Annotated in this window: 27 protein-coding genes; 10 read left to right on the forward strand and 17 right to left on the reverse strand. The window is 67.3% G+C overall.

All coding sequences use genetic code 11. The annotated features are described in order from the left end of the window. Positions 1–40: 40 nt before the first annotated feature. Together PV963_RS17185 and PV963_RS17190 are read right to left on the reverse strand one after the other, a co-directional pair. Complete coding sequence (locus tag PV963_RS17185; RefSeq protein ID WP_274816615.1) at positions 41–751, reverse strand: YidC/Oxa1 family membrane protein insertase; 711 nt, start codon at positions 749–751, stop codon at positions 41–43. A gap of 119 nt (positions 752–870) precedes the next feature. Beyond that, positions 871–1,182 carry a DUF6412 domain-containing protein gene (locus PV963_RS17190; protein WP_274816616.1) on the reverse strand — a complete coding sequence of 104 codons (312 nt, stop codon included), beginning with the start codon at positions 1,180–1,182 and terminating at the stop codon, positions 871–873. A gap of 240 nt (positions 1,183–1,422) precedes the next feature. Here PV963_RS17190 and PV963_RS17195 point away from each other — a divergent pair, with 240 nt between their 5' ends. From PV963_RS17195 to PV963_RS17220, 6 genes are all read left to right on the forward strand, one after another. After that, a complete protein-coding gene (locus PV963_RS17195) occupies positions 1,423–2,898 on the forward strand; it encodes a beta-1,6-galactanase (protein WP_274816617.1) in 1,476 nt (491 codons plus the stop codon). Between the two features lie 141 nt (positions 2,899–3,039). Beyond that, a complete protein-coding gene (locus PV963_RS17200) occupies positions 3,040–4,056 on the forward strand; it encodes an SEC-C domain-containing protein (protein WP_274816618.1) in 1,017 nt (338 codons plus the stop codon). 419 nt (positions 4,057–4,475) lie between these two features. Further along, positions 4,476–7,628, forward strand: coding sequence for a DUF3427 domain-containing protein (locus PV963_RS17205; RefSeq protein WP_274816619.1), 3,153 nt, complete (start codon positions 4,476–4,478; stop codon positions 7,626–7,628). A gap of 42 nt (positions 7,629–7,670) precedes the next feature. Next, the gene (locus PV963_RS17210; RefSeq protein WP_274816620.1) at positions 7,671–8,654 is read left to right on the forward strand and encodes a hypothetical protein; all 984 of its coding nucleotides are present in this window, start codon (positions 7,671–7,673) and stop codon (positions 8,652–8,654) included. A 30-nt stretch (positions 8,655–8,684) separates the two neighbouring features. Then, complete coding sequence (locus PV963_RS17215) at positions 8,685–9,662, forward strand: hypothetical protein (RefSeq protein ID WP_274816621.1); 978 nt, start codon at positions 8,685–8,687, stop codon at positions 9,660–9,662. 9 nt (positions 9,663–9,671) lie between these two features. Continuing rightward, positions 9,672–10,325 carry an HAD family hydrolase gene (locus PV963_RS17220; RefSeq protein ID WP_274816622.1) on the forward strand — a complete coding sequence of 218 codons (654 nt, stop codon included), beginning with the start codon at positions 9,672–9,674 and terminating at the stop codon, positions 10,323–10,325. Here the strand turns inward: PV963_RS17220 and PV963_RS17225 are convergent. Next, entirely contained in the window at positions 10,315–11,589 is a 1,275-nt protein-coding gene (locus PV963_RS17225) for a transcriptional regulator (protein WP_274816623.1), read from the reverse strand. The genes PV963_RS17220 and PV963_RS17225 overlap by 11 nt on opposite strands. Before the next feature lie 193 nt (positions 11,590–11,782). On the opposite strand from PV963_RS17225, the gene PV963_RS43990 reads away from it, so the two are divergent. Both PV963_RS43990 and tgmB read left to right on the forward strand, forming a co-directional pair. Beyond that, positions 11,783–12,556, forward strand: coding sequence for a putative ATP-grasp-modified RiPP (locus PV963_RS43990; protein WP_425540909.1), 774 nt, complete (start codon positions 11,783–11,785; stop codon positions 12,554–12,556). A 3-nt stretch (positions 12,557–12,559) separates the two neighbouring features. Continuing rightward, entirely contained in the window at positions 12,560–13,744 is a 1,185-nt protein-coding gene (gene tgmB, locus PV963_RS17235) for an ATP-grasp ribosomal peptide maturase (protein ID WP_274816624.1), read from the forward strand. A 521-nt stretch (positions 13,745–14,265) separates the two neighbouring features. Here the strand turns inward: tgmB and PV963_RS17240 are convergent. The 7 genes from PV963_RS17240 to clpS all read right to left on the reverse strand — a co-directional run bounded on the left by PV963_RS17240 (position 14,266) and on the right by clpS (position 19,135). Further along, a complete protein-coding gene (locus tag PV963_RS17240) occupies positions 14,266–15,216 on the reverse strand; it encodes a PLP-dependent cysteine synthase family protein (RefSeq protein WP_274816625.1) in 951 nt (316 codons plus the stop codon). Positions 15,217–15,222: 6 nt separating this feature from the next. Next, positions 15,223–15,501: a MoaD/ThiS family protein gene (locus PV963_RS17245; RefSeq protein WP_274816626.1), complete on the reverse strand. Its 279-nt coding sequence runs from the start codon at positions 15,499–15,501 to the stop codon at positions 15,223–15,225. Positions 15,502–15,615: 114 nt separating this feature from the next. Next, positions 15,616–15,723, reverse strand: a complete 108-nt coding sequence (locus tag PV963_RS43630) for a putative leader peptide (protein ID WP_342456385.1) — start codon at positions 15,721–15,723, stop codon at positions 15,616–15,618. Between the two features lie 108 nt (positions 15,724–15,831). Then, a complete protein-coding gene (locus PV963_RS17250; RefSeq protein WP_086844176.1) occupies positions 15,832–16,254 on the reverse strand; it encodes a Mov34/MPN/PAD-1 family protein in 423 nt (140 codons plus the stop codon). A 153-nt stretch (positions 16,255–16,407) separates the two neighbouring features. After that, positions 16,408–17,832 carry an amino acid permease gene (locus PV963_RS17255; RefSeq protein ID WP_274816627.1) on the reverse strand — a complete coding sequence of 475 codons (1,425 nt, stop codon included), beginning with the start codon at positions 17,830–17,832 and terminating at the stop codon, positions 16,408–16,410. A 341-nt stretch (positions 17,833–18,173) separates the two neighbouring features. Then, complete coding sequence (locus PV963_RS17260; protein ID WP_274816628.1) at positions 18,174–18,785, reverse strand: DUF2017 domain-containing protein; 612 nt, start codon at positions 18,783–18,785, stop codon at positions 18,174–18,176. Between the two features lie 32 nt (positions 18,786–18,817). Then, on the reverse strand, positions 18,818–19,135 hold the full coding sequence (gene clpS, locus PV963_RS17265) for an ATP-dependent Clp protease adapter ClpS (RefSeq protein WP_003990557.1): 318 nt from the start codon (positions 19,133–19,135) through the stop codon (positions 18,818–18,820). 107 nt (positions 19,136–19,242) lie between these two features. Between clpS and PV963_RS17270 the strand changes: the two genes are divergently transcribed. Together PV963_RS17270 and PV963_RS17275 are read left to right on the forward strand one after the other, a co-directional pair. After that, the gene (locus PV963_RS17270; RefSeq protein ID WP_274816629.1) at positions 19,243–20,589 is read left to right on the forward strand and encodes a nicotinate phosphoribosyltransferase; all 1,347 of its coding nucleotides are present in this window, start codon (positions 19,243–19,245) and stop codon (positions 20,587–20,589) included. 113 nt (positions 20,590–20,702) lie between these two features. Then, positions 20,703–21,293, forward strand: coding sequence for an isochorismatase family protein (locus PV963_RS17275; protein WP_274816630.1), 591 nt, complete (start codon positions 20,703–20,705; stop codon positions 21,291–21,293). A gap of 80 nt (positions 21,294–21,373) precedes the next feature. Here the strand turns inward: PV963_RS17275 and PV963_RS17280 are convergent, their stop codons facing one another. The 7 genes from PV963_RS17280 to PV963_RS17310 form a co-directional block, all read right to left on the reverse strand. Further along, on the reverse strand, positions 21,374–21,757 hold the full coding sequence (locus PV963_RS17280) for a hypothetical protein (RefSeq protein ID WP_274816631.1): 384 nt from the start codon (positions 21,755–21,757) through the stop codon (positions 21,374–21,376). Then, positions 21,757–22,278, reverse strand: coding sequence for a hypothetical protein (locus PV963_RS17285; protein WP_274816632.1), 522 nt, complete (start codon positions 22,276–22,278; stop codon positions 21,757–21,759). Before PV963_RS17285 ends, PV963_RS17280 begins: the two co-directional genes overlap by 1 nt. Before the next feature lie 53 nt (positions 22,279–22,331). Beyond that, entirely contained in the window at positions 22,332–22,622 is a 291-nt protein-coding gene (locus tag PV963_RS17290) for a hypothetical protein (protein WP_274816633.1), read from the reverse strand. A 6-nt stretch (positions 22,623–22,628) separates the two neighbouring features. Then, the gene (locus tag PV963_RS17295; RefSeq protein ID WP_274816634.1) at positions 22,629–23,186 is read right to left on the reverse strand and encodes a hypothetical protein; all 558 of its coding nucleotides are present in this window, start codon (positions 23,184–23,186) and stop codon (positions 22,629–22,631) included. Positions 23,187–23,204: 18 nt separating this feature from the next. Beyond that, positions 23,205–23,726 (reverse strand): hypothetical protein, encoded by a 522-nt coding sequence (locus PV963_RS17300; protein ID WP_274816635.1) that lies wholly within the window; start codon positions 23,724–23,726, stop codon positions 23,205–23,207. A 38-nt stretch (positions 23,727–23,764) separates the two neighbouring features. Beyond that, positions 23,765–24,289: an RNA polymerase sigma factor gene (locus tag PV963_RS17305; RefSeq protein ID WP_274816636.1), complete on the reverse strand. Its 525-nt coding sequence runs from the start codon at positions 24,287–24,289 to the stop codon at positions 23,765–23,767. 84 nt (positions 24,290–24,373) lie between these two features. Further along, the gene (locus PV963_RS17310; RefSeq protein ID WP_274816637.1) at positions 24,374–24,718 is read right to left on the reverse strand and encodes a hypothetical protein; all 345 of its coding nucleotides are present in this window, start codon (positions 24,716–24,718) and stop codon (positions 24,374–24,376) included. Positions 24,719–24,751 lie beyond the last annotated feature (33 nt).

Raw genomic sequence — 24,751 nt, forward strand, 5'->3', positions numbered from 1 at the left:
GACCGTCACGTACGCGACCTGCTACCGGTACAGATCCCGGCTACCGGTACAGCACAGCGCGCTCGACGACACTCCACGTCGTACTGGTCACGACGTACAGCGCGGCGGCCAGCGGCACCACGGCCACGGTGACGAGGGTGAAGAAGGACATGAAGGGCATCACCTTGGTGACCGCCCCCAGCCCCGCCACCTGCTCGCCACCGGCCGGGAGCGCCGGGTTCGCGGCCATCATGCGCTTGCTGAGGCGGTAGCTGAACGCGGCGACCCCGGCGACGACCACGAACAGCCCGGCGTAGACGAGCCCCGGACCACCGAGGAGACCGCCCTCGCCCAGCGCATCCGTCCACCGCCCGCCCAGCGGCGCGGCGAACAGCTGGTGGCTGAGCAGCTCGTTGGCCCGCCCGCCGATCGTGTCGCTGGAGAACAGGTGGTAGAGCAGGAAGAACGCGGGCACCTGGAGCAGCCCGGGCAGGCAGCCGGCCAGCGGCGACACCTTCTCCTCGGCGTGCAGCTCCAGCACGGCCCGCTGGAGCTTCTCGGGGTTCTTCCCGTGCTTCTTCCGCAGCTCGGCGATCTTCGGCTGGAGTGCGGTCCGGGCCTTCTGGCCGCGCGCTGCGGCCCGGGACAGGGGGTGGACGAGGAGTCGTACGAGCGCGGTGAACAGGACGATCGCGGCGGCGGCAGCACAGGCGCCGAACAGCGGCTGGAGGAGGTCGGCGAGTCGCTCGACCAGGTTGGCGAAGACGGACATGGGTGAGCCCTCCGGGGGTCTCGTCGTGCCGGGAATCGGACATGGCGGCATGACGACCCGCGCGGGGCCGGCTACGTGAATGTGCCTGGCTGGACGGCCGGCCGTGCCTGGAAGTGCCCCTACGCGAAGGTCGCCCGGAGGGCGTGTCCGGGCGCTCGGGGCCGGGTGCGTCCCCGGGCGTCGGGGTCGCGTTGGGGCAGGAAGGCCGTACGGAGGTCACGGTCGCGGATGGCCGTACGCACCCGGGTGCGCGGCACGGCGGGCGCGCAGCGCGAGCCGACGAGGGCGCAGACCGCGAGCGCGGCAAAGGCCGCAGCGGTCGCGGCGAGCGCGACGGTGGCGTAGAGGCTGCCGGTGTCCAGCAGCGCCACTTCCAGGACCAGGAAGAGCAGCGCGAGAGCGGGACGCAGACTCGTCCAACCGCGGACCATCGGCCCCCCTCCTCCCGAACGCTCGCTCGCCCGACTACCTGTTCTCTTCGCTCTGTTCGTTATACAGGATCGCTCTGCCGCCCGCGTCCGAGACTTCGTACACGGGTTTTAGAAAGGTTCGTCGCAACTCTCGACAACCCCCACGCCACACCCGATGCTTCTCGTTGCCATGAACGGGCCAACCCGCGACGCCGGACCCCGGGGGACCGGCGCCTGCCCCGATTCCCCTTCGGAGGAGCCGTGATACGACGCAGAACCCTGCTGACCGCAGCAGGCGGTACGTTCCTCGGCAGCGCCCTGGCGACAGGCACCGCCCACGCGGACGCCACGATCGCCGTCAACCCCTCGACCACGTACGGCACCTGGGAGGGCTGGGGCACCTCCCTCGCCTGGTGGGCCAACGTCTTCGGCGCCCGGGACGACTTCGCGGACCTCTTCTTCACCACCAAGTCGGTGACGTACAACGGCAGATCGCTCCCCGGCCTGGGCCTGAACATCGCCCGCTACAACCTGGGCGCGTGCAGCTGGAACAGCGTCGGCGGCGAGAGGATGGTCGAGTCGCCGAACATCCCGGCCTTCAAGCAGATCGAGGGCTTCTGGCAGGACTGGAACAACGAGGACCCCACTTCCTCGGCCTGGAAGTGGTCGGCGGACGCCAACCAGCGCGCGATGCTGGTGAAGGCGACGCAGCGGGGCGCGATCACGGAACTCTTCGCCAACTCCCCCATGTGGTGGATGTGCAGCAACCACAACCCCTCCGGCGCGGCGGGCGGCGGCAACAACCTCCAGACCTGGAACTACCGCCAGCACGCCTCCCACCTGGCGGCGACCGCCCTGTACGCCCGCAACAACTGGGGCGTGAACTTCGCGACGGTCGACCCCTTCAACGAGCCGGCCTCCACCTGGTGGACCGCGACCGGCACCCAGGAGGGCTGCCACATGGACCCCGCGGTCCAGGCGGCCGTACTCCCGTACATGCGCAGCGAGCTGGACAAACGAGGCCTCACGGGCATCCGCATCGCGGCCTCGGACGAAACGAACTACGACACGGCCCGCTCGACGTGGGCGTCGTTCAACTCGTCGACCAAGGCCCTGGTCTCCCAGGTCAACGTGCACGGCTACCAGGGCTCCGGCGGCCGCCGCGACCTCCTCTACACGGACGTGGTGACGACGTCCCGCAAGAAGCTGTGGAACTCCGAGACGGGCGACAGCGACGGCACGGGCCTGACCATGGCGTCGAACCTCTGCTACGACTTCCGCTGGCTGCACCCCACGGCATGGTGCTACTGGCAGGTCATGGACCCGTCGACGGGCTGGGCGATGATCGCCTACGACAAGAACACCCTCCAGCCGACGACAGTCCAGACCAAGCACTACGTGCTGGCCCAGTTCAGCCGCCACATCCGCCCGGGCATGACGATCCTGGACACGGGCGTGAGCTACGCGGTGGCGGCGTACTCGGCGTCGACCCGCCGCCTGGTGCTGGTAGCGGTGAACACGTCCACATCGGCCCAGACCCTCACCTTCGACCTCTCCCGCTTCTCGACGGTGACGGGCGGCACGAACGGCGCGGTGCCCCGCTGGAACACGGTGACGACGGGCGGCGGCGACCTCTACACGCCCCGCTCGGACATCCGCCTCAACGGCAAATCGGTAAGCGTCCCCTTCGCCGCAAAGTCGGTCCAAACGCTACAAATAGACGGCGTAACCCTGTAGGCCGACGGCACGCCGACGTCACGGCGGTGATTCGGGACGATTCGTAGAGCCGGGATGGCGAGCATGGGGAACCCGCGCAGGCCAGAGGTATGGCCCGCGCATCTCTCACGCTCGTCACCTCCCGGCAGTACGGTGTCCCTCATGCGCCCCGACACGCCTGCCGAAACCGTCGACCACACCGCCGAGGCGGCACGCCTGGAGCGGACCGCCGGCCTGTATCCCGAGGACTCCGAGGCCCTGCTGCTGCGCGCCGCGGCCCACCTGGAACTCGCCGGCGACCGCCCCACGGCCACGGCCCTCTACGACCGCCTGCTGTCCTCCACGGACGGCCTGGAGAACCCCCTCCTGGTACGGGCGCTCAAGGCGTCGAACCTCTGGGAGTACGGCCACGAGGCCGAGGCCAGGGCGATCATCGAGGGCGTCAGGGTGGCGTCCCCGAGGGACCCGGCCCCCTGGGTGATCGTCGCCGAGGCCCTGGAGTCCCACGACGAGCTGGAAGCGGCGCACGACACGTTCACGGAGGCGGTACGCCTCCTCCTGACCGATGTCCCGGAACCCCCGCAGCCGACCCACCCCCTCCTCTTCGGCCGCCACAGGGTCCGCCGCATGCTGGGCAAGTCCCACGACGAGTGGGACGCGCTGGCGGACACGGTCCACTCCCTCCCGATCACGCTGGACGAACTCCACGACCCCAAGCGCGTGTGGTCCCTGGGCTCGGAAAACCCGGCGGAACTGGAAGCGGAGATCACCCGCCTCCGAGCCGAACTGGGCGCCTACCGGGAGGCCCTCTCCCGCCCCTTCCCGGTAGCGATCCTCCACTGGCCGGCAACGGAACTCTCGGAACTCCTCGAGGCGTACCCGACCCTGGCCGCGGAATACCCCTCCCACGAAACCCACCTCGCGACCATAGAGTCCGCCCTACGAGAACTGTCCTCCTCCGGCACCCCCAACCTGGGCATCGTCACCGGCACGGTCCCGTCGTACGAGGCCTTCGCAGCGTCGGAACTCTCCTCCCCGTCGGACGCGACCCTGCTCCCCCAGTACGCCACGACACTGGCGGCGCGGGGGCGGGCAGTGGCTTGGCCGCCGCAGCAGGGGGCGGCTTGCTGGTGTGGGTCGGGGCGGGCTTACGGCGAGTGCCACGGCAGCACCGCCTGACTCCGGCCGACGACGGGGCACAACGACCACCGTCCGACCGCCGCTGAGCCGCCCTGGCGTGCGCGGAAACGCTGACGCGTCCGTCACCGCCGGGCAACTGAACAACTCACTGCTGCGCCACGCCCCTGGACCCCCGCTTCCCGGTCCGCCCGCTCGCTTCTCTCCCGTGCTGGAGCGGCCCGGGTCAAGGGTGGCCCGCAGGGCCATCGGCGCGAGCCGACGCGGAACGCAGCGCAGCGGAGTGAAGCGCCCTTGATGCGGGCCGCGGAAGCACGACACTGACCAGGAAGCGGGCGGCCCAACAGCACCGCAGGTCCCCTTTCGAGACAGCCCCTCGAGTGACAGTGATTGCTGTTAGAACAGATCCATATCGTCACGAGTGATCGTGTACGGAAGCACGAGGGATCAGGGGAACAGTCGTGGCAGAACACGGGGGCGGGTCGAAGCCGATCGCGGGTGTCTACGAGCAGCTCATCACCCACGACCTGCACGACGAGTTGGAGCGATTCAGAGCCGCAGGCTGGAAGGCAATCGACGCTGAGGTCACACCGGAGTCCGCCCCCCACGTCCTGGCACGCTACATCGGTGAAGCCGTCAGCCAGCGACTGAGCGAGCTTCCGCCCGCAGACCGCGTGACGGTCGCGAACCGCATCCTCGCGGCCCTTGCCGTCAGTGCACCCGACCCGAGCGCAGCCAAAGCCGATGGCACGAGGACAATCGTCGAGGGTCCTCGGCAGCTTCTCGCGCTCGCTCAGCAAGAGGCTCCAGGCGTCTACGCCCTACGCCCCCTGACTCCCTTGTCCGAGACATCGCTCATCACAAACTCGCCCGAAGACTTGAGCCTCGGCTCCGAGCTGAGGGCAGAACTCGCTACGGCAGACCGCATCGACCTGCTCTGCGCGTTCGTGAAGTGGTATGGCATTCGTGTCCTGGAAGACTCATTGCGCGCCGCGAAGGAGCGAGGCGTACCGATCCGTGTCATTACGACCACGTACATCGGTGCCACCGACCGCCACGCCCTCGACCGTCTCATCCGTGACTTCGGCGCCACCGTCAAGGTCAACTACGAGATTCGATCCACTCGACTGCACGCCAAGGCTTGGCTTTTCCGGCGTCACACAGGCTTTGACACCGCCTACGTCGGCAGCTCGAACCTCTCGAAAGCTGCGCTCCTCGACGGCTTGGAGTGGAACGTCCGCCTGTCCTCCATCGCCACACCGGCAGTACTCAACAAATTCGAGGCGACTTTCGACGCGTACTGGAACGACACCGCGTTCGAGACGTACGACCCCGATCACCACGCCGACCGTCTAGACCAAGCCCTGAGCCAAGCAAGCGGCACCACCTCTACCATCGACTTGAAGATCAACCTATCTGGGCTGGAGGTACGTCCCTTCCCCTATCAGCAGGACATGCTGGAACGCCTACGGGTAGAGCGCGAGCTCCGCGGACGCAACCGCAACCTGCTGGTCGCAGCCACCGGTACGGGCAAGACCGTCATGGCCGCCCTGGACTACCGCAGCCTGTCCAAGAGCTTCAGCAACCGCCGGCCAAAGCTACTGTTCGTCGCCCACCGCAAGGAAATCCTCAAGCAGTCACTGCGTACGTACCGAGAGGTGCTGGACGACGCATCATTCGGCGAGTTGCTCTACAGCGGTGAGGACCCGCAGGCGTGGGACCACGTCTTTGCCAGTGTCCAGTCGCTGAACATCCAGCGGCTTGAAGAGCTGGCTCCCGACCACTTCGACATCATCGTCATCGACGAGTTCCATCACGCCACGGCCAGCACGTATCGCCGAGTCATCGACCACTTCAAGCCCAAGGAACTCCTCGGCCTGACCGCGACTCCCGAGCGGATGGACGGGCTCAACGTGCAGGATGAGTTCTTCGAGGGCCGCATCGCCGCCGAGATGCGACTCTGGGAGGCACTTGAAAACGACCTGCTGTGCCCCTTCCACTACTTCGGCATCCCCGATGGCACAGACCTGACGAACCTCACGTGGCAGAGGGGTACCTACGCGGACCAGGAACTCGGCAACCTCTACACGGGCAACCAGGCCCGTGCCCGCATCGTCGTTAAGCAGATCCGAGACAAGGTCTCCCAGCCCGGAGCAATACGTGCGCTGGGCTTCTGCGTGGACAAGAAGCACGCACGCTTCATGGCCGACTTCTTCCAAAGGGCCGGTTTCCAAGCAACCGCACTCACCAGCGACTCACCTGCCGCAGTCCGAGCTCAAGCCCTCACCGACCTGCGAGAGGGGAAGTTGCAGGTCATCTTCTCCGTGGACCTGTTCAACGAAGGTCTCGACATTCCCGATGTCGACACACTCCTCCTCCTGCGCCCCACCAACAGCGCCACGGTATTCCTCCAGCAACTGGGCCGTGGACTACGGCGTACTGAGACCAAGCCCGTGCTCACAGTCCTCGACTTCATCGGACAGCATCGGGCGGAGTTCCGCTTCGAAGAGCAGTTCAGAGCTCTGACGAACCTCTCCAGGAACCGGCTCGTCGATCACATCGAGCACGACTTTCCGCTCCTGCCATCCGGGTGCCAGATCATCCTCGAGGGCAAGGCCAAGAACCTGGTGCTGGACAACATCCGCACCCAGTTGAGCGCTACTGTCAAAACCTTGGTCAACGAAGTCAAGGCCTATGAGACGCCGCAACTAGCGGACTACCTGCGGGAAAGTCGCAGGGAGATCAAGGAGCTGTACAAGAGCGACAACTCCTGGACGTCTGTCCTGCGCCGAGCCGGCCTGATCAAAGCTGCTGCTCCGGCCGGCGAATCGGCGCTCCTCAAGCGCGTCCACGCCTTCCTGCACGTCGATGACCCTGACCGAGCCAACGCGTACCTCCGTCTCCTCGCCGAGGATGTTCCCCCCTATGACGAGTTGGACCCCATGGGCCAGGCCTACGCGCGGATGCTCTTCTTCAACCTGTGGGACAACGCGGGCGGTTTCACCAGCTTCCAGCAAGGCCTCGACGCGCTCCGCGACCAATCAGACTTCCGCGATGAGCTCCGCCAGGTCCTGTCCTACGTCATCGAACAGGCGGACCACTTCCCAATCCCCTTGTCGGGCAACCACAACCAGGTCCCGCTAAAGGTCCACTGCTCCTATAACCGCTCTGAGATCCTGGCCGCCCTGGGCGTAGCACGCTTCGGCGGCCAGATGCCCAGATCCTTCGCACAGGGCGTCCAGTGGGTCGAGGACCTCCAGACAGACGCTCTCCTGATCACCTTGGAGAAGAACGAGAAGGACTTCTCCCCCACTGTCCGATACAAGGACTACGCCCTGAGCCCGACCCTCTTCCACTGGGAGTCCCAGAACTCGACGGCCGAGAGCTCCCCAACAGGACTGCGCTATCAGCACCACGCTCAACGGGGCAGCCATGTCCTGCTCTTCGTGCGCCGGTACAAGAACACCGACATCGGTAAGTCTCAGCCGTGGATGCTTCTCGGGCCCGCCACCTACGAAGGCCACACGGGCAGCAAGCCGATGGCGATCACGTGGCGCCTGGAGCATGAGCTCACAGCCGACGTCTGGTCGTACGCAGCCATCAATGCAAGCTAGTTGACCACGTTCGATGTCAGAGCGATCAGCTAACGTCAGAGTATGGACTTAGCTTCGATCAAGCCCGGGCTGATGACCACGCGCGCCGCGATGAAGGAGCTGTTTGGCGGAGGGACGCAGGGAGGAATTATCCCCTCCGAAACCACCCCAAACATCCTCATCTACGTAGACCATGACAGCGGCAAGAAGTACGGCTATGAGGACGGCTGGCTAGAGGAAGAAGATGAGCGCGGGCCGGTGTTCGAGTACACCGGTCAGGGCACTCGCGGTGAGCAAACGTTTCTGGGACTGAACGGCTCCCGCAACGCTGCCGTCCTGTACCACGCCGACACGGAAAGGTCTCTCCGCGTCTTCATGGCGGCAGGCAAAGTGCCTGGCTCAAAGTCCGCCGCCAAGCGCCAGCGATACATTGGCGAGTTTGAGTTGGACTCGCAGCAGCCGTACACCGTGCGTGAGGCGAACGACGAGGAGGGGAAGCGGCGTCGCATCATCGTCTTCCGCCTCCGCCCTAAGGGAGACTTTGAGCGCCTAACTCAGGATGTCATCTCTCGCGCGAGAGAGACCGACACCCAAAAGGTTTCCGCCACGGTAGTCACATGCAAAATGGTGGAGCCGAAGAGAAAAAGAGCGTCAGAGAGCCGGCGGGCTGCTCAACCCAGCCTCATTGCTGACCTGCGCCAATCTGCGTTGCGGGAGCAGTACCTCGAGGATCTCACCAAGCGTGAACATGAAGTCTTCGCGTATCAAATAAAGATCTCAGGTACGACCAGCACCCTCAAGACCGATCTATACGACGCCACCACGCATGAACTTTATGCCATTAGGGGCGCCAGTAGCCGCAATGAAGTACATATCGCCGTAGGCCAGCTGAAGGACTTTGCACGACACATCAAACCGCGCGACCCCAAACTGACTGTACTGCTCCCTGAGAAGCCACAGGATGACTTGCTGAACCTTCTCCACACACAGGGAATCGACCTCGTCTACCAGGATGCCAATGGCTACACGAGATGTGCGGCCAAATAACAGCATCCGGCACACCTCCTTGGAGCACCCATGGCAGAGTCAGCAGAGCATGTCTTCTTATCACGCACAGCCCTTCAAATCATGGAGAGCGCTTCGAAATCAAGGCTGTTTGGCTACATAGAAGGCCAACGCAAGCGCTTTGACTTCTCCTGCGACCTGAAGAAGGACTGGTCAAAGGTAGTTTCCGGACAAACCCTCTGGAAGCATGGTGGAGACGGAATCGACAAGGACCTCAGGACGCTCCTCCACGAGGAAGACATCGCCGCGGCTGTATACATCGCTCGCCACGAAAGCCGCATCCGCTCTCGCCTCGCCGAGGTTACGCAAGATTATCTCCGGACCATGCCAGGAAGCCTGTCTCGCCTGCGGGTCTTCTGGGTGCCGGCGGACTTCGACGCGGACGACGAAAAGTCCCGTCAAACTGTTCACAACCTCTTGAGGGAGGAGATAACTAAAGATCTCCTTCTCCAAGTAGCCCTAGGAGGCCTCACTTCCACGGATGTGACCCGTTTCGCGTCCTCAAGGCGCCCCGGGCTCCCTCTCGCGATCTTATCGCACGTCAAGAAGCACGGTTATCGAAACCATCGACACACAGCCAAGGCGCTGGGCGCCAACCTAAACGCCCTCCAGTTCGAAACGGAACGGCTCTTCATCATAGGCTTCTTGAAGAGCGACAGCCCGCAAGGGGGCCTATACAGCGTGACGGACAGCGGAAATGCGATGCTCGATATCTGCTCACGCCTACGCGACTACCTCCGTGGAAGCCTCGGCGACGGAAACAAGAACGAGGACTTCGACCACATATGCAAACTGCTGGGCATTAACTACCCATCGATACCCAGAACGGATCCCCTACTGGTCAGTGACGATCACCGCAACATAGATGACCCCACAGCGCTGCTTTTGCAGCACGTGGCCCAAGCGGACGCAGACGGCTCCGTCGAGTGGCCCGAACCTTACTTCCACATCCCCTCGAGCTCCGAAATCTCAGGTGCATCCCTCGGATAGTCTTCTCACATGATTCGCGCAGTAGTCTTCGATGTCGGTGAGTGCCTCGTGGACGAGACCCGGGAGTACGGCACTTGGGCAGACTGGTTGGGTGTGCCGCGGCACACCTTCCATGCGATGTTCGGGGCCGTGATCGCCCAAGGCCGCGACTACCGGGAGACGTTCCAGGAGTTCCGGCCCGGGTTCGATCTTTATGAGGAGCGGGAGAAGCGGGCCGCTGCCGGGCAGCCGGAGAGCTTTGGGGAAGAGGATCTGTACGAGGACGTCCGGCCGGCTCTCCGACAGCTCCGGGCCGACGGGCTGTGGCTCGGTATCGCCGGGAACCAGACCGTACGAGCCGGAGGCATTCTGCGGGCGCTGTTCTCCGACGACGTCGACTTGATCGGTACGTCCGACGACTGGGGCGCCAGCAAGCCCGACCCCGAGTTCTTCAAGCGGGTCGCCGACGCCGTGCCCTTCGAAGTCGGCGAAATCCTGTACGTCGGCGACCGGTGCGACAACGACATCAGGCCTGCCAGGCAGGCGGGTATGCACACGGCGCTGGTGCATCGCGGGCCCTGGGCCACCATTCAGTGGAGCAGCACCGAGGCCACGGAACTGCCGACCTTCCGCGTCGAAGGGCTGCTTGAACTCAGCGGCCGAGTACGTGAGTTCAACGTCTGAGCGCGCTGAGTGTCGTAGACCAGTCGTACAGGCGGTCGTCGAGGTCGCGAACGCAGCTCTCGTGCTGGTGGGGCGTGAGCGCACGACGGACCTCGCGGACGCGGTCCATGCCGGTGGCGTACCAGGTGAGCGCCAGCTGATCGAGCGCCTTGCCCGCGTACTCGCAGGCCGCCTCAGGGTTGCCGGACGCCGCCTCGACGGCTGCCAGGTCGCCGTAGACGACCGTGCGTTGCTTCTCCTCACCCGGGGTCATGGCTTCGAGCGCCTGGAGCAACGCGGCACGTGCTTGCGGGAGGTGGCCGGCGAGCAGCTGGGTGTTGCCCTTGAAAGCCGCGAGTCGCGCCGGGGAGAACCAGTCCATCCACGATGGGGAGGGATGCTCGTTGCCAGCCTCGAGGGTGTCCTCGGCATGGCCGATCAGGTGCAGGGCGGTGCGGGTGTTGCCGCACCTGGTCTCACATTCGGCCTCGACGGCGTCCAGCCACGCGAGGAATTCCGCGGAGGCAGGAGTGCGGCGCGCGTAGGTGCGTGCCGCGGTCATGCGTTCCTGGACTCCTTCCTGATCGCCCGCCCAGCCCGGGATGAAGGCCATGTGCGCGATGATCGCCGAACCGAGCAACGGGTCGTCGGCTTCGCCCGCGGCTTGCAGGGCGAGGAGGAGCGTGTCGTGTGCCGTGGTCGGCTCGGAGAGGTCGAAAAACTCGATCCGGCCCGCAAGGAGGTAGGTCTCTGCCAGCGCCGCGGCGATCGTGCGTCGGGTGGTGTCCGACGTCTCCGGCAGCAGGGCGCAACCGAGCGTTGCGTGCGCCAGGACAGCCGGGTGCAGTTTGGTCGGTGCCACCGACCAGTAGAGCCTGCGGTGGGAGCGGGTGACCGCCTCGAAGTCCGATCCGGCGGTGACCGGTTGCGATGCAGCCGTGGCTCGGCCCGGCCCCATCACCAGCCCGAAGGCGGCAGCCCCAGCGGTGACCAACGTGCGCCGGACGGGGTCGGGTGTCGATCCCTCCGAACCCCACGGGGGTGTGAAACCGAGAGACTCCATGTTTTGGCCGAGCAGGTGGACGAGTACACGCTGGCAGTCCGGTTGCGGCCACGGTGGATTGTCCGACTCCCAGCGGCGAACCTGGCGTACCCCGATGGACAGGCCGCGGATGCCCAAGTCCTTCGCGTGCTCGGTGAGGGCGTTGGCCAGGTCCTGCTGCGAGTTGAAGCCGGCGGCCACCCGAGCAGCCTTGAGTCGAACGTTGCCTGTGGGTCTTGGCACGGGGCCACCTCCTCCTGCTGACAACGCTCCTACCATCCCATGAAGGTCCTCGAAAGCACACCCTTTCCCACTCAAGGGGTCACTCAGGCCCTTTGTAAGTCCTTTCGATGGCCTTTTGAAGTCCTCGAATCGGCGACTTGGGTAGTGGACTCTGTTTGCCGTACCGACCGACGGACAGCAAGGGGAGCATGCCGTGTACACACACGAGGACTTGGACATCTCGGAGTGGCTGGCTCGGACGCATCCAGTGCCCGAGCGCGTACGGACGGAGTGGGCCGCACAGGGCGTCGCGCTGCTTCCGCTCGGCGAGGGGTTCGCAGCGGTGCGCATGGCCTCCGATGTCGTGCACGCCGCTGTTCAGTCCGAGGATCAGGACCGAGTGGCGGCTGCGCTCGGCGAGTTACTGGGAGGGGCGATCATCTACGACCGTCGAGTGGCGGGTGGCACTTACTACGCGCTGGTCGACGGGCATGCCGTTCTCGCCTGGGCCTACAACGGAATCGTGTCGTGGCTTGGTCGTGGCACCTACTTGGGAGTGCCGCGCATCGACCGACAGCGGCCACCGGGAACGTACTGGGTGGTTCCGCCGCGATACGCCGGCGACTTCTGTCGACCATGTTCGGTCGTCAGCCTTGTCGAGAAAGGCCGTTCGCGGCTAACCGGGGAGGCCGAGGTCTGTCCGCACGACATGGGTGAGCTCAAGACGGCTGTCACCACTCAGCGCCCCTGGGGCATGCGGCTGGTCACCGACCGGCTCCCCGTACGCCCGCCGTCGTACGCGACCGTCGTACTGGACGGTTCCACCCAGACGGCGAGGTACAGGGACGCCATGGGCCAGGTGATCGAGATGGGCAAGCACGGCACATCGAGGACGACCGGTACCGCCTCCGTCTCCGGAGGAGGAGACGGACAGAATCCGCAGCCCCAGACGCAGGACGACAACACCACCGACTACGAGTCGGACTGACCGATGACCTCCACTGTCCTGGTCATCACCGCGTTGGAAGACTGCACAGCGGACCGTGTCATCGGGGCATTGAACGAGCGCGAGGCGCCCGTCGTACGCGTCGATCCCGCCGACATCGGGCCCGAGCTGGCCTTCGGATTCCGCCTTGGCCCCGACACCCCTGTCTGGGATGGGCGACTGCGCACGACGAGCCGAGAGGTGAAGGTGAGGGAAGTGACCGCGGTCTACTACCGTCGCCCCACCCCGTACACCACGCGTTTCCAGCACCTACCCCAGCAGCCACGGGACTTCACGGTCGCCGAGGCCAGGCACGGGCTCGGCGGTATCCTGAACGACCTGCATGGGGCGCTGTACGTGAATCATCCACACGCGGTGACCCGTGCGGACTACAAGCCGGTCCAGTTGCAGAGATTCGCCGAGCTCGGGCTGCGGGTTCCGCCCACCCTGGTGACCAATGAGGCGGAGGCGGCCAGGAAGTTCGCCGCCGTCCATGGGCGGGTCATCTACAAGACGTTCCGCGGGCTGCCCCGTAGCGATGACGGCCACACCGGCGCGATCTGGACCCAACGCGTTGAACCCGACACCTTCGACGACACGTTGGCGATGACCGCGCACATGTTCCAGGCCGAGATCCCCAAGAGCGGGGACGTACGGATCACCGTGGTCGGCCGTCGAATCTTCGCCCAGCGGATCACCGCGCCGGACGGAGCTCTTGACTGGCGTCGAGGTGACTGGGACGAGCTGGCGCATGCCCCCATCGCCGTCCCTCCCGAGATCGAGGCCGCTTTGTACAAGTACCTGGACTCCTTCGGCCTGGTCTTCGGCTGCTTCGACTTCGCGCTCACCGAGGACGGGGACGATCCCGAAGACTGGTGGGCCATCGAATGCAACCCGACGAGACGATCGGGAGGGTCGACCGGACCCGACGACCGGGAGGGTCGACTGAGCGCGACGACCGGACGGGACGGACAGAGGCGACGGCCCACCGCGACGACCGGACGGGACGTCGGACACGACGACCGTCCGGTACGGCCGGGAGAGTCGGCCGGGCGGTCGACCGGACACGCCGGCCGGACGCGACGACCGCGCCGCCCCGTGCCGAGGCCTGGGCGGTGGTCCCCGCCGTCGTCCGCCGCCCTCGCCGCAGCCGTGGAAGCAGCACGTGCAGCGCCAACCCGGCAGCGATGACCGCGCGGTACCTGGCCGGCCGAGAGCCGGGACTTCCCTGCGGCGTCCCTGCGGGAACATGCCACGGACCGGCCGCAACGGCCAGGACTCAGGCGCGACAGCCGGGCACGACAGCCGCCACGGCCCGCGCCGAGACCCGGGCCGTGGCCCCGGCTGACAGCCGCCGCCCTCGCCGCAGCCGTGGAAGCAGCACGTGCAGCAAGCACCAGCGCGGCAGCCATGACGGCAGCCGACTCCCGGCGGGCCCACCCGGCCGCCAGCGGGGCGGCCCAGCGAACCGGCCCACGCCGGGGACCGGCCACCCCGGGAACCGGCCACCCCGGGAACCGGCCACCCCGGGAACCGGCCACCCCGGGAACCGGCCACCCCGGGAACCGGCCACCCCGGGAACCGGCCCACGCCCCGGCTGCCGCCGGGACTGCGGGCCGGGAAGGCGGAAAGAAGGTCGGAGACGAAGAGGGCCGGAAACGCAGAAGGGCCGGAGTGCTGCTCCGGCCCTTCTCTTCTGATCCGCCGTCGGGTTACGCCCAGAGCTGTCCCTGGAGCGTCTCGATGGCCTCCTCCGTCGTGGTCGCCGTGTAGACGCCCGTCGACAGGTACTTCCAGCCGCCGTCGGCGACGACGAAGACGATGTCCGCCGGTTCGCCGGCCTTCACGGCCTTGCGGCCCACGCCGAGCGCGGCGTGCAGCGCGGCGCCCGTGGAGACACCGGCGAAGATGCCCTCCTGCTGGAGCAGTTCGCGGGTGCGGGTGACCGCGTCCGCGGAGCCGACCGAGAAGCGGCTGGTGAGGACCGACGCGTCGTACAGCTCGGGGACGAAGCCCTCGTCGAGGTTGCGCAGACCGTAAACCAGGTCGTCGTAGCGCGGTTCGGCCGCGACGATCTGGACGTCCGGCTTGTTCTCGCGCAGGTAGCGGCCCACACCCATGAGCGTGCCCGTGGTGCCGAGGCCCGCCACGAAGTGTGTGACGGAGGGCAGGTCCGCGAGGATCTCGGGGCCCGTCGTCGCGTAGTGGGCGCCCGCGTTGTCCGGGTTGCCGTACTGGTAGAGCATCACCCAGTCCGGGTGTTCGGCCGAGAGCTCCTTGGCGACGCGCACGGCGGTGTTGGAGCCGCCCGCGGCCGGGGAGGAGATGATCTCGGCGCCCCACATGGCCAGCAGGTCCCGGCGTTCCTGTGAGGTGTTCTCCGGCATCACGCAGACGATGCGGTAGCCCTTGAGCTTCGCCGCCATGGCCAGGGAGATGCCGGTGTTGCCCGAGGTGGGCTCGAGGATCGTGCAGCCCGGGGTCAGGCGGCCGTCCTTCTCCGCCTGCTCGATCATGTGCAGGGCCGGGCGGTCCTTGACCGATCCGGTCGGGTTGCGGTCCTCCAGCTTCGCCCAGATGCGCACGTCGGCGGACGGCGACAGCCGCGGCAGGCGCACCAGGGGGGTGTTGCCGACCGCGGCCAGGGGTGAGTCGTATCGCATCGGTGATCAGACCATGCCGCCGGCCACGGCCGGCAGGATCGTGACGTTGTCGCCGTCCGACAGCTTGGTGTTGATGCCGTCGAGGAAGCGCACGTCCTCGTCGTTCAGGTAGACGTTGACGAAGCGGCGCAGCTGGTCGCCGTCCACGATGCGGGCCTGGATGCCGGCGTGCCGCTTCTCGAGGTCGGTGAACAGCTCGGCGAGGGTGTCACCGCTGCCCTCCACCGCCTTCTGACCGTCGGTGTACTGGCGGAGGATGGTCGGGATGCGGACCTCGATGGCCATGGCTCAGGGCTCCTGTCGGGAGTAGTCAGTCGGGCGCGCGGCAGCGCAGGAACAGCGGGGTGGTGCGTGTGTGCAGCGCCGCGGCTCACGGCCGTACGGCGGCAGGGGTCGGCGTCAACAGATGGCGCTGGCGAGCCTGCACAGGTCGACGTGCAGCCGCGCCACGAGCAGCGACGCCCAAAAGGGCTCCGCCGTCTTGTCGCTCACGTCGTGGAAAACCATGCGCTCATCGTATCGATTCCCGGTCCGGGTTCTGGAATGTGATCCCACATCGCGGACGATTTGGGGCCGGGGAGTGAGACCGCCCTGTTCAGCCCTGTTCAGACCCGCTCAGTACGCCTCGACGATCTCGACCTCCTCCTCCGTGACCTCGCCCTCCACGATCCGGAAGGAGCGGAACTGGAACTCGCCGGCCCCGTCGGTGTCGGCCGTGGAGACGAGGACGTAGTGCGCGCCGGGCTCGTTCGCGTAGGAGATGTCGGTGCGGGAGGGGTAGGCCTCGGTCGCCGTGTGGGAGTGGTAGATGACCACCGGCTCCTCGTCACGGTCGTCCATCTCGCGGTAGAGCTTGAGCAGGTCGCCGGAGTCGAATTCGTAGAACGTGGGTGACATGGCCGCGTTCAGCATGGGGATGAAACGCTCGGGGCGGTCCGAGCCCGCCGGGCCCGCCACGACGCCGCACGCCTCGTCGGGGTGGTCCTTGCGCGCGTGGGCGACGATCTGGTCGACGAGGGCCTGGGTGATGGTCAGCATGCTCGTCAGGATAAGCAGAAGGGCCGTTCCGTACCGATGGCTGGTACGGAACGGCCCATATGCCGGACGCCCTGAGCGGCAGCCGCAGGGCGTGCCACGAGTACTCCCTGCGGCTGGACGTCCTGGCTGGTTCGTCAGCCGGCCTTCTCGAACTCAGCCGACCTTCTCGAACTCCGGGTCGCGGCGCTCGGCGATCTGCGGGTTGCGGCTCTTGAGGACCGCCCAGCCGATGCCGAGGGCGACGGCCCAGCCGGCCGCGACGTACAGGCAGATCCGTGCGTCCTTGTCGTACGCGATCATGCAGGTCACGCCGACGAGGAAGAGGAGCGCGACCCAGCTGAAGAGCGCACCGCCGGGGGCGGGGAAGGACGAGGCGCGCAGCCGGCCCGCGTCGACCGCGGCGCGGTAGCGGATGTGGCTGACGAGGATCATCATCCAGGTCCAGATGCCGGCCGCGGTGGCGACGGAGGTGACGTAGAGGAACGCCTTCTCCGGGACGACGTAGTTCAGGACGACGCCGATGCCCATGAGCGCCACGGAGACCGTGATGCCGACGGCGGGTGTCTTGCGGGCGTTGAGCTTGCCGAACGCCCCCGGTGCCTCGCTGTTGGAGGCGAGGTCGCGCAGCATCCGGCCGGTCGAGTACATGCCCGAGTTGCAGGACGACAGGGCCGCGGTGAGCACCACGAAGTTGACGATGCCCGCGGCGAGCGGGATGCCGATCTCGCCGAAGGCGTGGACGAACGGGCTCTCGCCGTCGGAGAACTCGGTCCACTTGACGACGGAGAGGATCACCAGCAGCGAGCCGACGTAGAAGACGATGATGCGCCAGGGCAGGGTGTTGATGGCCTTGGGCAGGGTCTTCTCGGGGTTCTCGGACTCGCCCGCGGTGACGCCGACGAGCTCGACGGCGAGGTAGGCGAACATGACGCCCTGGAGCGTCATCAGGCTGGAGCCGATGCCGTTCGGGAAGAAGCCGTCGTGCGACCAGAGGTTGGAGACGGTGGCGGTGTCACCGGCGTCGGAGAAGCCGAGGGTGAGCACGCCGAGGCCGATGACGATCATGCCGATGATGGCCGTGACCTTGATCATCGAGAACCAGAACTCGACCTCGCCGAAGATCTTGACGGAGATCAGGTTGACGCCGAAGAGCACCACCAGGAACACCAGGGCGCTGACCCACTGCGGGATCTCGGGGAACCAGAAGTGGATGTAGATCGCGGCGGCCGTGAGTTCGGCCATGCCGGTGACCACCCACATGAGCCAGTACGTCCAGCCCGTGACGAACCCGAAGAACGGGCCGAGGAATTCGCGGGCGTACTCGGCGAAGGAGCCGGAGACGGGCCGGTAGAGGAGCAGTTCACCCAGCGCCCGCATGATGAAGAAGATGACTACGCCCGCGAGGGCGTACATGAGGATGATGCTGGGGCCGGCCTTGGCGATGTTCGCTCCGGCACCCATGAACAGGCCGACGCCGATGGCGCCGCCGATCGCGATCATCTGGACCTGGCGACTGCCGAGTCCGCGCTCGTACCCCTCCTCGGGGACGTTTTCCGTGTCGACCTGCGCAGAGGTCATGTGTGGTGCGCCTTTCTCCATGCCGACCCGGACCTTCGTCGGCCTCGGATCGGGTCTCGATCCCCCCGGATTGCTGGAGCGGTGCCTGGCCGGCGGTTGCCGGCTCGGTGGCGCACCCGGCCGGACATTCGGGTGGTGTCGGCCGGGCGATCGTGAAGATTTATCACGGCGGCAGCACTGATCACACGGGCGTCTTGTGACACACCGCACAGGGAAAACCGGACAAAGCGCAGCCGAAGTCGGCATAGGAGGCGGGCACGGTGACGCGATCGTTATCCGGATTTGAGCGTCCGCTGAGCGAACACCGATCGGTCACCCGGCGGTCACAGAACCTGCACGGATCAGGGCATAAGGGTTCCGACCAGCGTCTCCTGGAGTCCGCCCAGCCACAGGTAGGCCATCACCATCGGCTTGCGCGGGTCCTCGTCCGGGAGGCGGTAGAGGAGGTCGGTGTCCTCCTCGTCGGTGATCTCCAGCCGCGAGCCGATCGCGAGCCGCAGGTCGTTCAGGGCGCCCAGCCACCGCTCGGACTCCTCCGCCGACAGCTTCAGCACCGCGCCGCCCTCGCCGGCCGAGGCCGAGGAGAGCGCGTCCAGGGAGCGGATCACCGCGAGGGCGTTGTCCCGCTTGCCGGCCCGCAGGTCGTTCTCGGTGTAGCGGCGGAACTCGGCGGAGTACGCCCGCTGTTCCTCGGCACCCCGGGGCGAGGCGGGCTCCTCGGGGTCGCTGTAGGCGTCCGGGAAGAGACGCTTGAGCACCGGGTCGTCGGGCGGCTCGCTCGGGCCCTGGGAGAACAGCTCGGCGAGCGGGTCCTCGTCGGCGGCGCCCTCGGCGGGTCCGGGGCCGATGAGCTCCAGGAGCTGGACGGCCAGCGACCGGATGATGGAGATCTCGACGTCGTCGAGGGCGACGGCCGCGCCGCCGCCGGGAAGCGGTTCGAAGGTTCCGGGCATGAACGCCTTTTCGCTGCTGGGCGGGCTGCTGGCTACTTGCGGTCCTGCTGGAGGGTGGCCCACAGGCCGTAGCCGTGCATGGCCTGCACGTCGCGTTCCATCTCCTCGCGGCTGCCGCTGGAGACGACCGCCCGGCCCTTGTGGTGGACGTCGAGCATGAGCTTGGTGGCCTTGTCCTTGGAGTAGCCGAAGTACGTCTGGAAGACGTACGTCACATAGCTCATGAGGTTGACCGGGTCGTTGTGGACGATGGTGACCCAGGGGACATCCGGCTCGGGTACGGCGAAGACCTCCTCCGCCGACTCGGTCCGTTCGATCTCCAGGGGCGCGGGTGACGTCACACAGCCCATGCTGCCACCCAAGGGGGGTAGTCGCACAAACGGGCCTGGAAGTACGGCGATCGCGTCGACCGGAGACACAATCGTCAGACTGACGAAATGGGGGTACGATCCCGCTCATGAACACAGCGGACCTTGGGCTGCCGGTGGATGTTCCCTCGACGGCGCTCTTCACGGACCAGTACGAGCTGACGATGCTGCGGGGCGCCCTGGAGGCGGGCACGGCCGAGCGGCGGAGCGTGTTCGAGGTCTTCACCCGGCGCCTGCCGAACGGGCGCCGCTACGGCGTCGTGGCGGGCACCGGGCGAGTGCTGGACGCGGTGGAGAACTTCCGCTTCGACGCGGGCGTCCTCGACTTCCTTCGCGAGCGCGAGATCGTCGGCGGGGAGACCCTCGACTGGCTCGCCGGCTACCGCTTCAGCGGGGACATCTGGGGCTACCCCGAGGGCGAGGTGTACTTCCCGGGCTCGCCGATCATGCGGGTCGAGGGCACCTTCGCGGAGTGTGTGCTGCTGGAGACCGTGATCCTGTCGATCCTCAACCACGACTCGGCGATCGCCGCGGCCGCCTCGCGCATGTCGTCGGCCGCCGGGGACCGGCCGCTGATCGAGATGGGCGCCCGGCGCACGCACGAGCTGGCGGCGGTGGCGGCGTCCCGGGCCGCGTACGTGGGCGGCTTCGCGACCACCTCGGACCTGGCCGCCGGGTTCCGCTACGGCATCCCCACCGTCGGCACCTCCGCCCACGCCTTCACCCTCCTGCACGACAGCGAGCGGGACGCCTTCCAGGCCCAGGTGAACACGCTGGGGCGGGGCACGACGCTGCTGGTGGACACGTACGACGTCGCCGAGGCGGTCCGTACGGCCGTCGAGGTCGCCGGGACCGGGCTCGGGGCCGTGCGGATCGACTCCGGAGACCTGCTGCTGGTGGCGCACCGGGTGCGGCAGCAGCTGGACGAGCTGGGCGCGACCGACACGAAGATCATTGTGACCTCGGACCTGGACGAGTACGCGATCGCCTCGCTGGCGGCGGCGCCGGTGGACGCGTACGGCGTCGGTACGCAGCTGGTGACCGGGTCCGGGCACCCGACGTCCTCGATGGTCTACAAGCTGGTCGCACGGGCCGAGTCCACCGACCCGAACGCGCCGCTGGTGCCGGTGGCGAAGAAGTCGAGCGGGGGCAAGACGTCCGTGGGCGGACGCAAGTGGGCCGCGCGGCGGCTGGACTCCTACGGGGTCGCCGAGGCCGAGGTGGTCGGCACCGGGCCGGTGCCGGCCGAGCTCGCGGACCGGCAGCTGCTGGTGGAGCTGGTCAAGGGCGGCGAGGTCGTCGCCCGCGAGCCGCTGGACGCGGCACGGGACCGGCACGCGGCGGCGCGTGCGGGGCTCCCGATGTCGGCCACGCAGCTCTCGCGCGGGGAGCCCGTCCTTCCGACGGAGTACGCGCAGGGAGCCGGGGGTAGCTAGGGGGTGTGCCGCGATGCGCCGACCCGTGCCCCCTCCCGTCTCGCCCTCCATGTCAATAGGCTCGGAAGTTCACCGGCCGGGCTTGCCGACCTCATAGCCGAAGGACACCGACCATGCGCCGCGCCTTGATCGTCGTAGACGTGCAGAACGACTTCTGCGAGGGGGGCAGCCTCGCGGTGGCCGGCGGTGCCGACGTGGCCGCCGCCGTCACCGAGCTGATCGGCCAGGCGGCCGGGTCCGGCTACCAGCACGTCGTGGCCACCCGCGACCACCACATCGCCCCCGGCGGCCACTTCTCCGCCAACCCCGACTACGTCCGCTCCTGGCCCGCGCACTGCGTCGCCGGCACGGAGGGCGTCGGCTTCCACCCGAACTTCGCCCCCGCCGTCGCGTCCGGCTCCGTCGACGCCGTCTTCGACAAGGGCGCGTACGCGGCGGCGTACAGCGGCTTCGAGGGCACGGACGAGAACGGCACAAGACTGGCCGACTGGCTCCGCTCCCGCGAGGTCACCGAGGTCGACGTGGTCGGCATCGCCACGGACCACTGCGTACGCGCCACGGCCCTGGACGCCGCGAAGGAGGGCTTCAGCACCCACGTCCTCCTCGACCTCACGGCCGGGGTGTCCCAGGAGACCACCGAGCGGGCCCTGGAGGAGCTGCGGGAAGCGGGCGTGGAGCTCTCGGGGAAGCCGGTCGTGCAATAGGTGTCCAGCGGCCGCCGGGGCCGTGGGCCCGGGGCGACCGCCGGTGACCGCCGGTGACCGTCGGTGACCGCCGGTGACCGCTAGGCGCGGATTCCTCCGATGTTGATGTCGTCGCAGCTCCGCTCGATGAACTCGCCGACGCGGACACTGGCCTGCTTGGACCTGTCCCGCTCGTCCTCCTCCGGGTGCGCGTACCACTCCAGGAGCCGGTCGAATTCCTCGGCGATGCCGTCAGGCGCCATGGCCTGAAGGCCCTCGATGACGTGCCGGCGATCGTGCGGAGTCAGTTCCTCCGACCGGGAGATGTCGAGCGGCGCGGCCTCCTTGCAGAAATCCGTCCGCGCGGCTGTCTTCCGGAAGGCGTCCACATCGACGCCTTCCCCGCCCGCGCGCATCCAGGTGACCGCGAAGAATGCGGCGACGGCGACGGCGGCACAGCTGACGACCCACAATATCTTCGACATCACGTCCCCGCCTTGATGGCGTTCAGGTCGTGCTGGTCGTAGTACTGCGGCCAGATTTCCACGCGCATGCACGAATTGTTGTCCGTGTCATTGCTCCTGCTGCGGTGCCCGAGATCCGCGGTGTGACCGAATTCGTGGCAGCCCAGGCTCTTCCATTGGGACGCCGTCTTGTACTGGTAGGTGTTGAAACGCACCCGGACGATGTCGCAGGACGTCCACAGCGCGTTCCAGTCGGTGCAGTCCGCCTTCCCGTGCCAGCCGTTGTCGCCGTAATTGGAGTCGTAGACCTCGATGTCACCGCCGCCCCATGACGTGGTGATGACACTTCTTTCCAGCTGGCTCTTCCCGTGGTTCATCGCCTTGGTGCCGTTGGTGGTGAGGCTGAACCCCTTGACCGCCTGGTTCCGGTTGTCCGGGTCGGTTCCGTTGTCGTCATGGCCGGCGTGCGCGGTGAACGGCACGCTCAGGGCGAGGGCTGCGGACACCGCCACCACGGCCATGAGTCTGCGAGAGCTCTTCACGATGTTCTACTCCCTGGCGAGGCGAGGCGAGGCGAGGACAGGACCGGGCGGCGTCACGTGGACGACGGGTACGGAGTCGGCTCGGAGCCGTCGTTCGTCGAGTCGTCGGGCACCGGCTCGGTGGCACCGTCGTCCGGCACCTCGTTCTGCTGGTCGCCGTTGGCCGGCACGGGCTGCGGCAGAACGGTGAGCTGCCCGGCGTTGGCCGGGTCGAGCAGCCGCTTGAGCTCCGCGTAGAAGTCCGTGTTGGTCCGCCCCTCGATCAGCGGGAACAGCGGACCGTCAGGGTCGGCGGAGGACTTCGTGAGCCCGTCCTTGACCAGGACCCTGCCCTGACTGCTCACATACCTCTATGTCGTGAGCATGACATCCTTGTCCAGGAAGAAGTAGCCGGTGTCGCCCACCTGGCTCCAGGTGAGGTGCTCCATCTGGTAGGCGTTGCCGGCCCCGTCCCAACCCCACTCCTCGACCGTGATGGTCGACGGGATGGTGTAGCCGCTGTTCTTCATCACGGCGTCGACCCGAAGCGTCACGTTGCGCGCCTGGTCGATGCCGCCCTCCTCCGCGCTGCCGACCTTCCGGCCGGGCTCGGCGCTCAGCACGGTCCCGCGCACGAGGACCGGGGACGTTCCCACCAACGCGTTCACGGTGCTGAAGCTGAAGTCCTCCCGGCCGTGCACGACCCGTTCCGGGTGCGCGTCACGGTGCGCGGACGAGCCTGCCGCCGAGGACGACCCTTCCGCCAAAGCCGAGGACGTGGCGATCCCGGCCGCCACGGCCCCGATCACCGCTGCAGCGGCGAGCGCCCGCAGAAATCCCCCTGATTTCACTTTCACAACCCCCCCACGGAACAGAAAGAAATCTTTCCCCGACTGTGATCGCGCCGACAGTAGCAGGTCGGAGATCACCAAGGAAGGGAATATTTCCTATCCGCGTCCCGAGCAGGCGGGAGTATCAGGATTACCGACTTCCGCTTCCATCCATTCCCACGTCGGCTCGATCTCCCGGCCCGTGAAAAGCAGCGGCACCTCGCCGTCGAATCGCGAGACGCTCACCAGTACTCGCGCTCCTGTTTTGTAGGCCGCCCCGTCCTGTTCCGGTACCAGGAATTCCGATTTTCCGGGGCCGGTCGAGGGCTTGAGATATTTCTCGACATTCAGCCGGATGCGCACCTTTTCGTCACCCGCGGCCTCCGTACCGCTCACCGTGCCCGTCACGATCAGCTTCGAGCAGGCGACGATCCCCGACTGGTCGGGCTTCGCCTCCGCCTCCTCGGGAGAGGACCAGGGGGCCCACAGCGTGAGGAGCAGCGCCGCTGCCGCCGCGAGGCCCAGGGACGCCAGGAGTGCGTTGCGGACCCTGTTGCCGCGCGTGGCCGGGGGCGCGGCCACGGCCGGCTGCTCGTCTTCCTCCATGAGACCTCCGATGAACTTCAGCTTCTCTCCCATGAGAGCCTCCATCTCCCGGTCTCCTGACCGCGCGTCCTTCACCGCTCCACCACCGCATCCGCTTCGAGACGTTCTCGCATGGCCCGGACAGCCGCGTGCAGACGGCTCTTGACGGTGCCGGCGGGTATGGCCAGCACCTCGGCGATCCGGGGCACGGTCAGGTCCGCGTAGTAGCGCAGGATCAGCACCTGCCGCTGGAGCGCGGGCAGCGCGTCGAGGCCCTCGGCGACGGCCAGTGTGAGCAGCTCGTCCTCCGGTCCCGGCACGGTCTCCCGCCATGCGCCCATGGTCTTGAGCCGCTCGCTGACGCGCTCCTGCCGGTTCCTGCCGCGGTGCCAGTCCACCGCGTAGTTGGAGGCCACCGCCACGGCCCACGCGCCCAGGTCCCGGGGGGCCTCGGCCCCCCGGGCGAGCCGTTCGATCAGGCGGAGCCGCACCTGCTGCACACCGTCGGCCTGATCGTCCCGTGGGACTCCGCCCAGGGCCAGCACCGCCTTCACACGGCGGATCTGCGCGACGCTGAGAAGATCCTGTTCCTCGGCCAGCACAGTCCCCCACCGCAACCCCTCGACGGCACCATCGCTACTGAGACGGAGGAGCAGGGGGAAACGTTCGCCCCCGGGCGGATTTTCCGGCTGACGGGCGGTCTACGCGGGAGCCGCCGGGCGCCGCAGCAGCGACCTGATCGGGCGCCACAGCTCCTGGACCAGGTCCGGGCTGCCGACGACACCGTTGTCGGGGGCCGTGCGCCATATGAGGCCGTCGGGGTGGTGGAGGACCGCGGTGATCTCGTCGGGGGTCGGTGGGGCGGCGTTGCCGCGCAGGTAGACCGAGCGCAGGCCCAGGTTGCGGAGCCTGGTCAGGGCTCGGGCGCGGTTCGCGGAATGGACGAGGACGCGGACGGCGCCGGGGCCGTCCGCGGCGGGGCTGGGCAGGTTCAGTGCCACCACCACCGTGCCGTTCGGCAGCTTGCAGAAACCTCCTGCGGCCATGTGGTCATACCCCCGTGTCGGTCGGTGTCAATA

Origin of the sequence: Streptomyces coeruleorubidus (assembly GCF_028885415.1) — a bacterium.
Classification (GTDB): Bacteria; Actinomycetota; Actinomycetes; order Streptomycetales; family Streptomycetaceae; genus Streptomyces; species Streptomyces coeruleorubidus_A.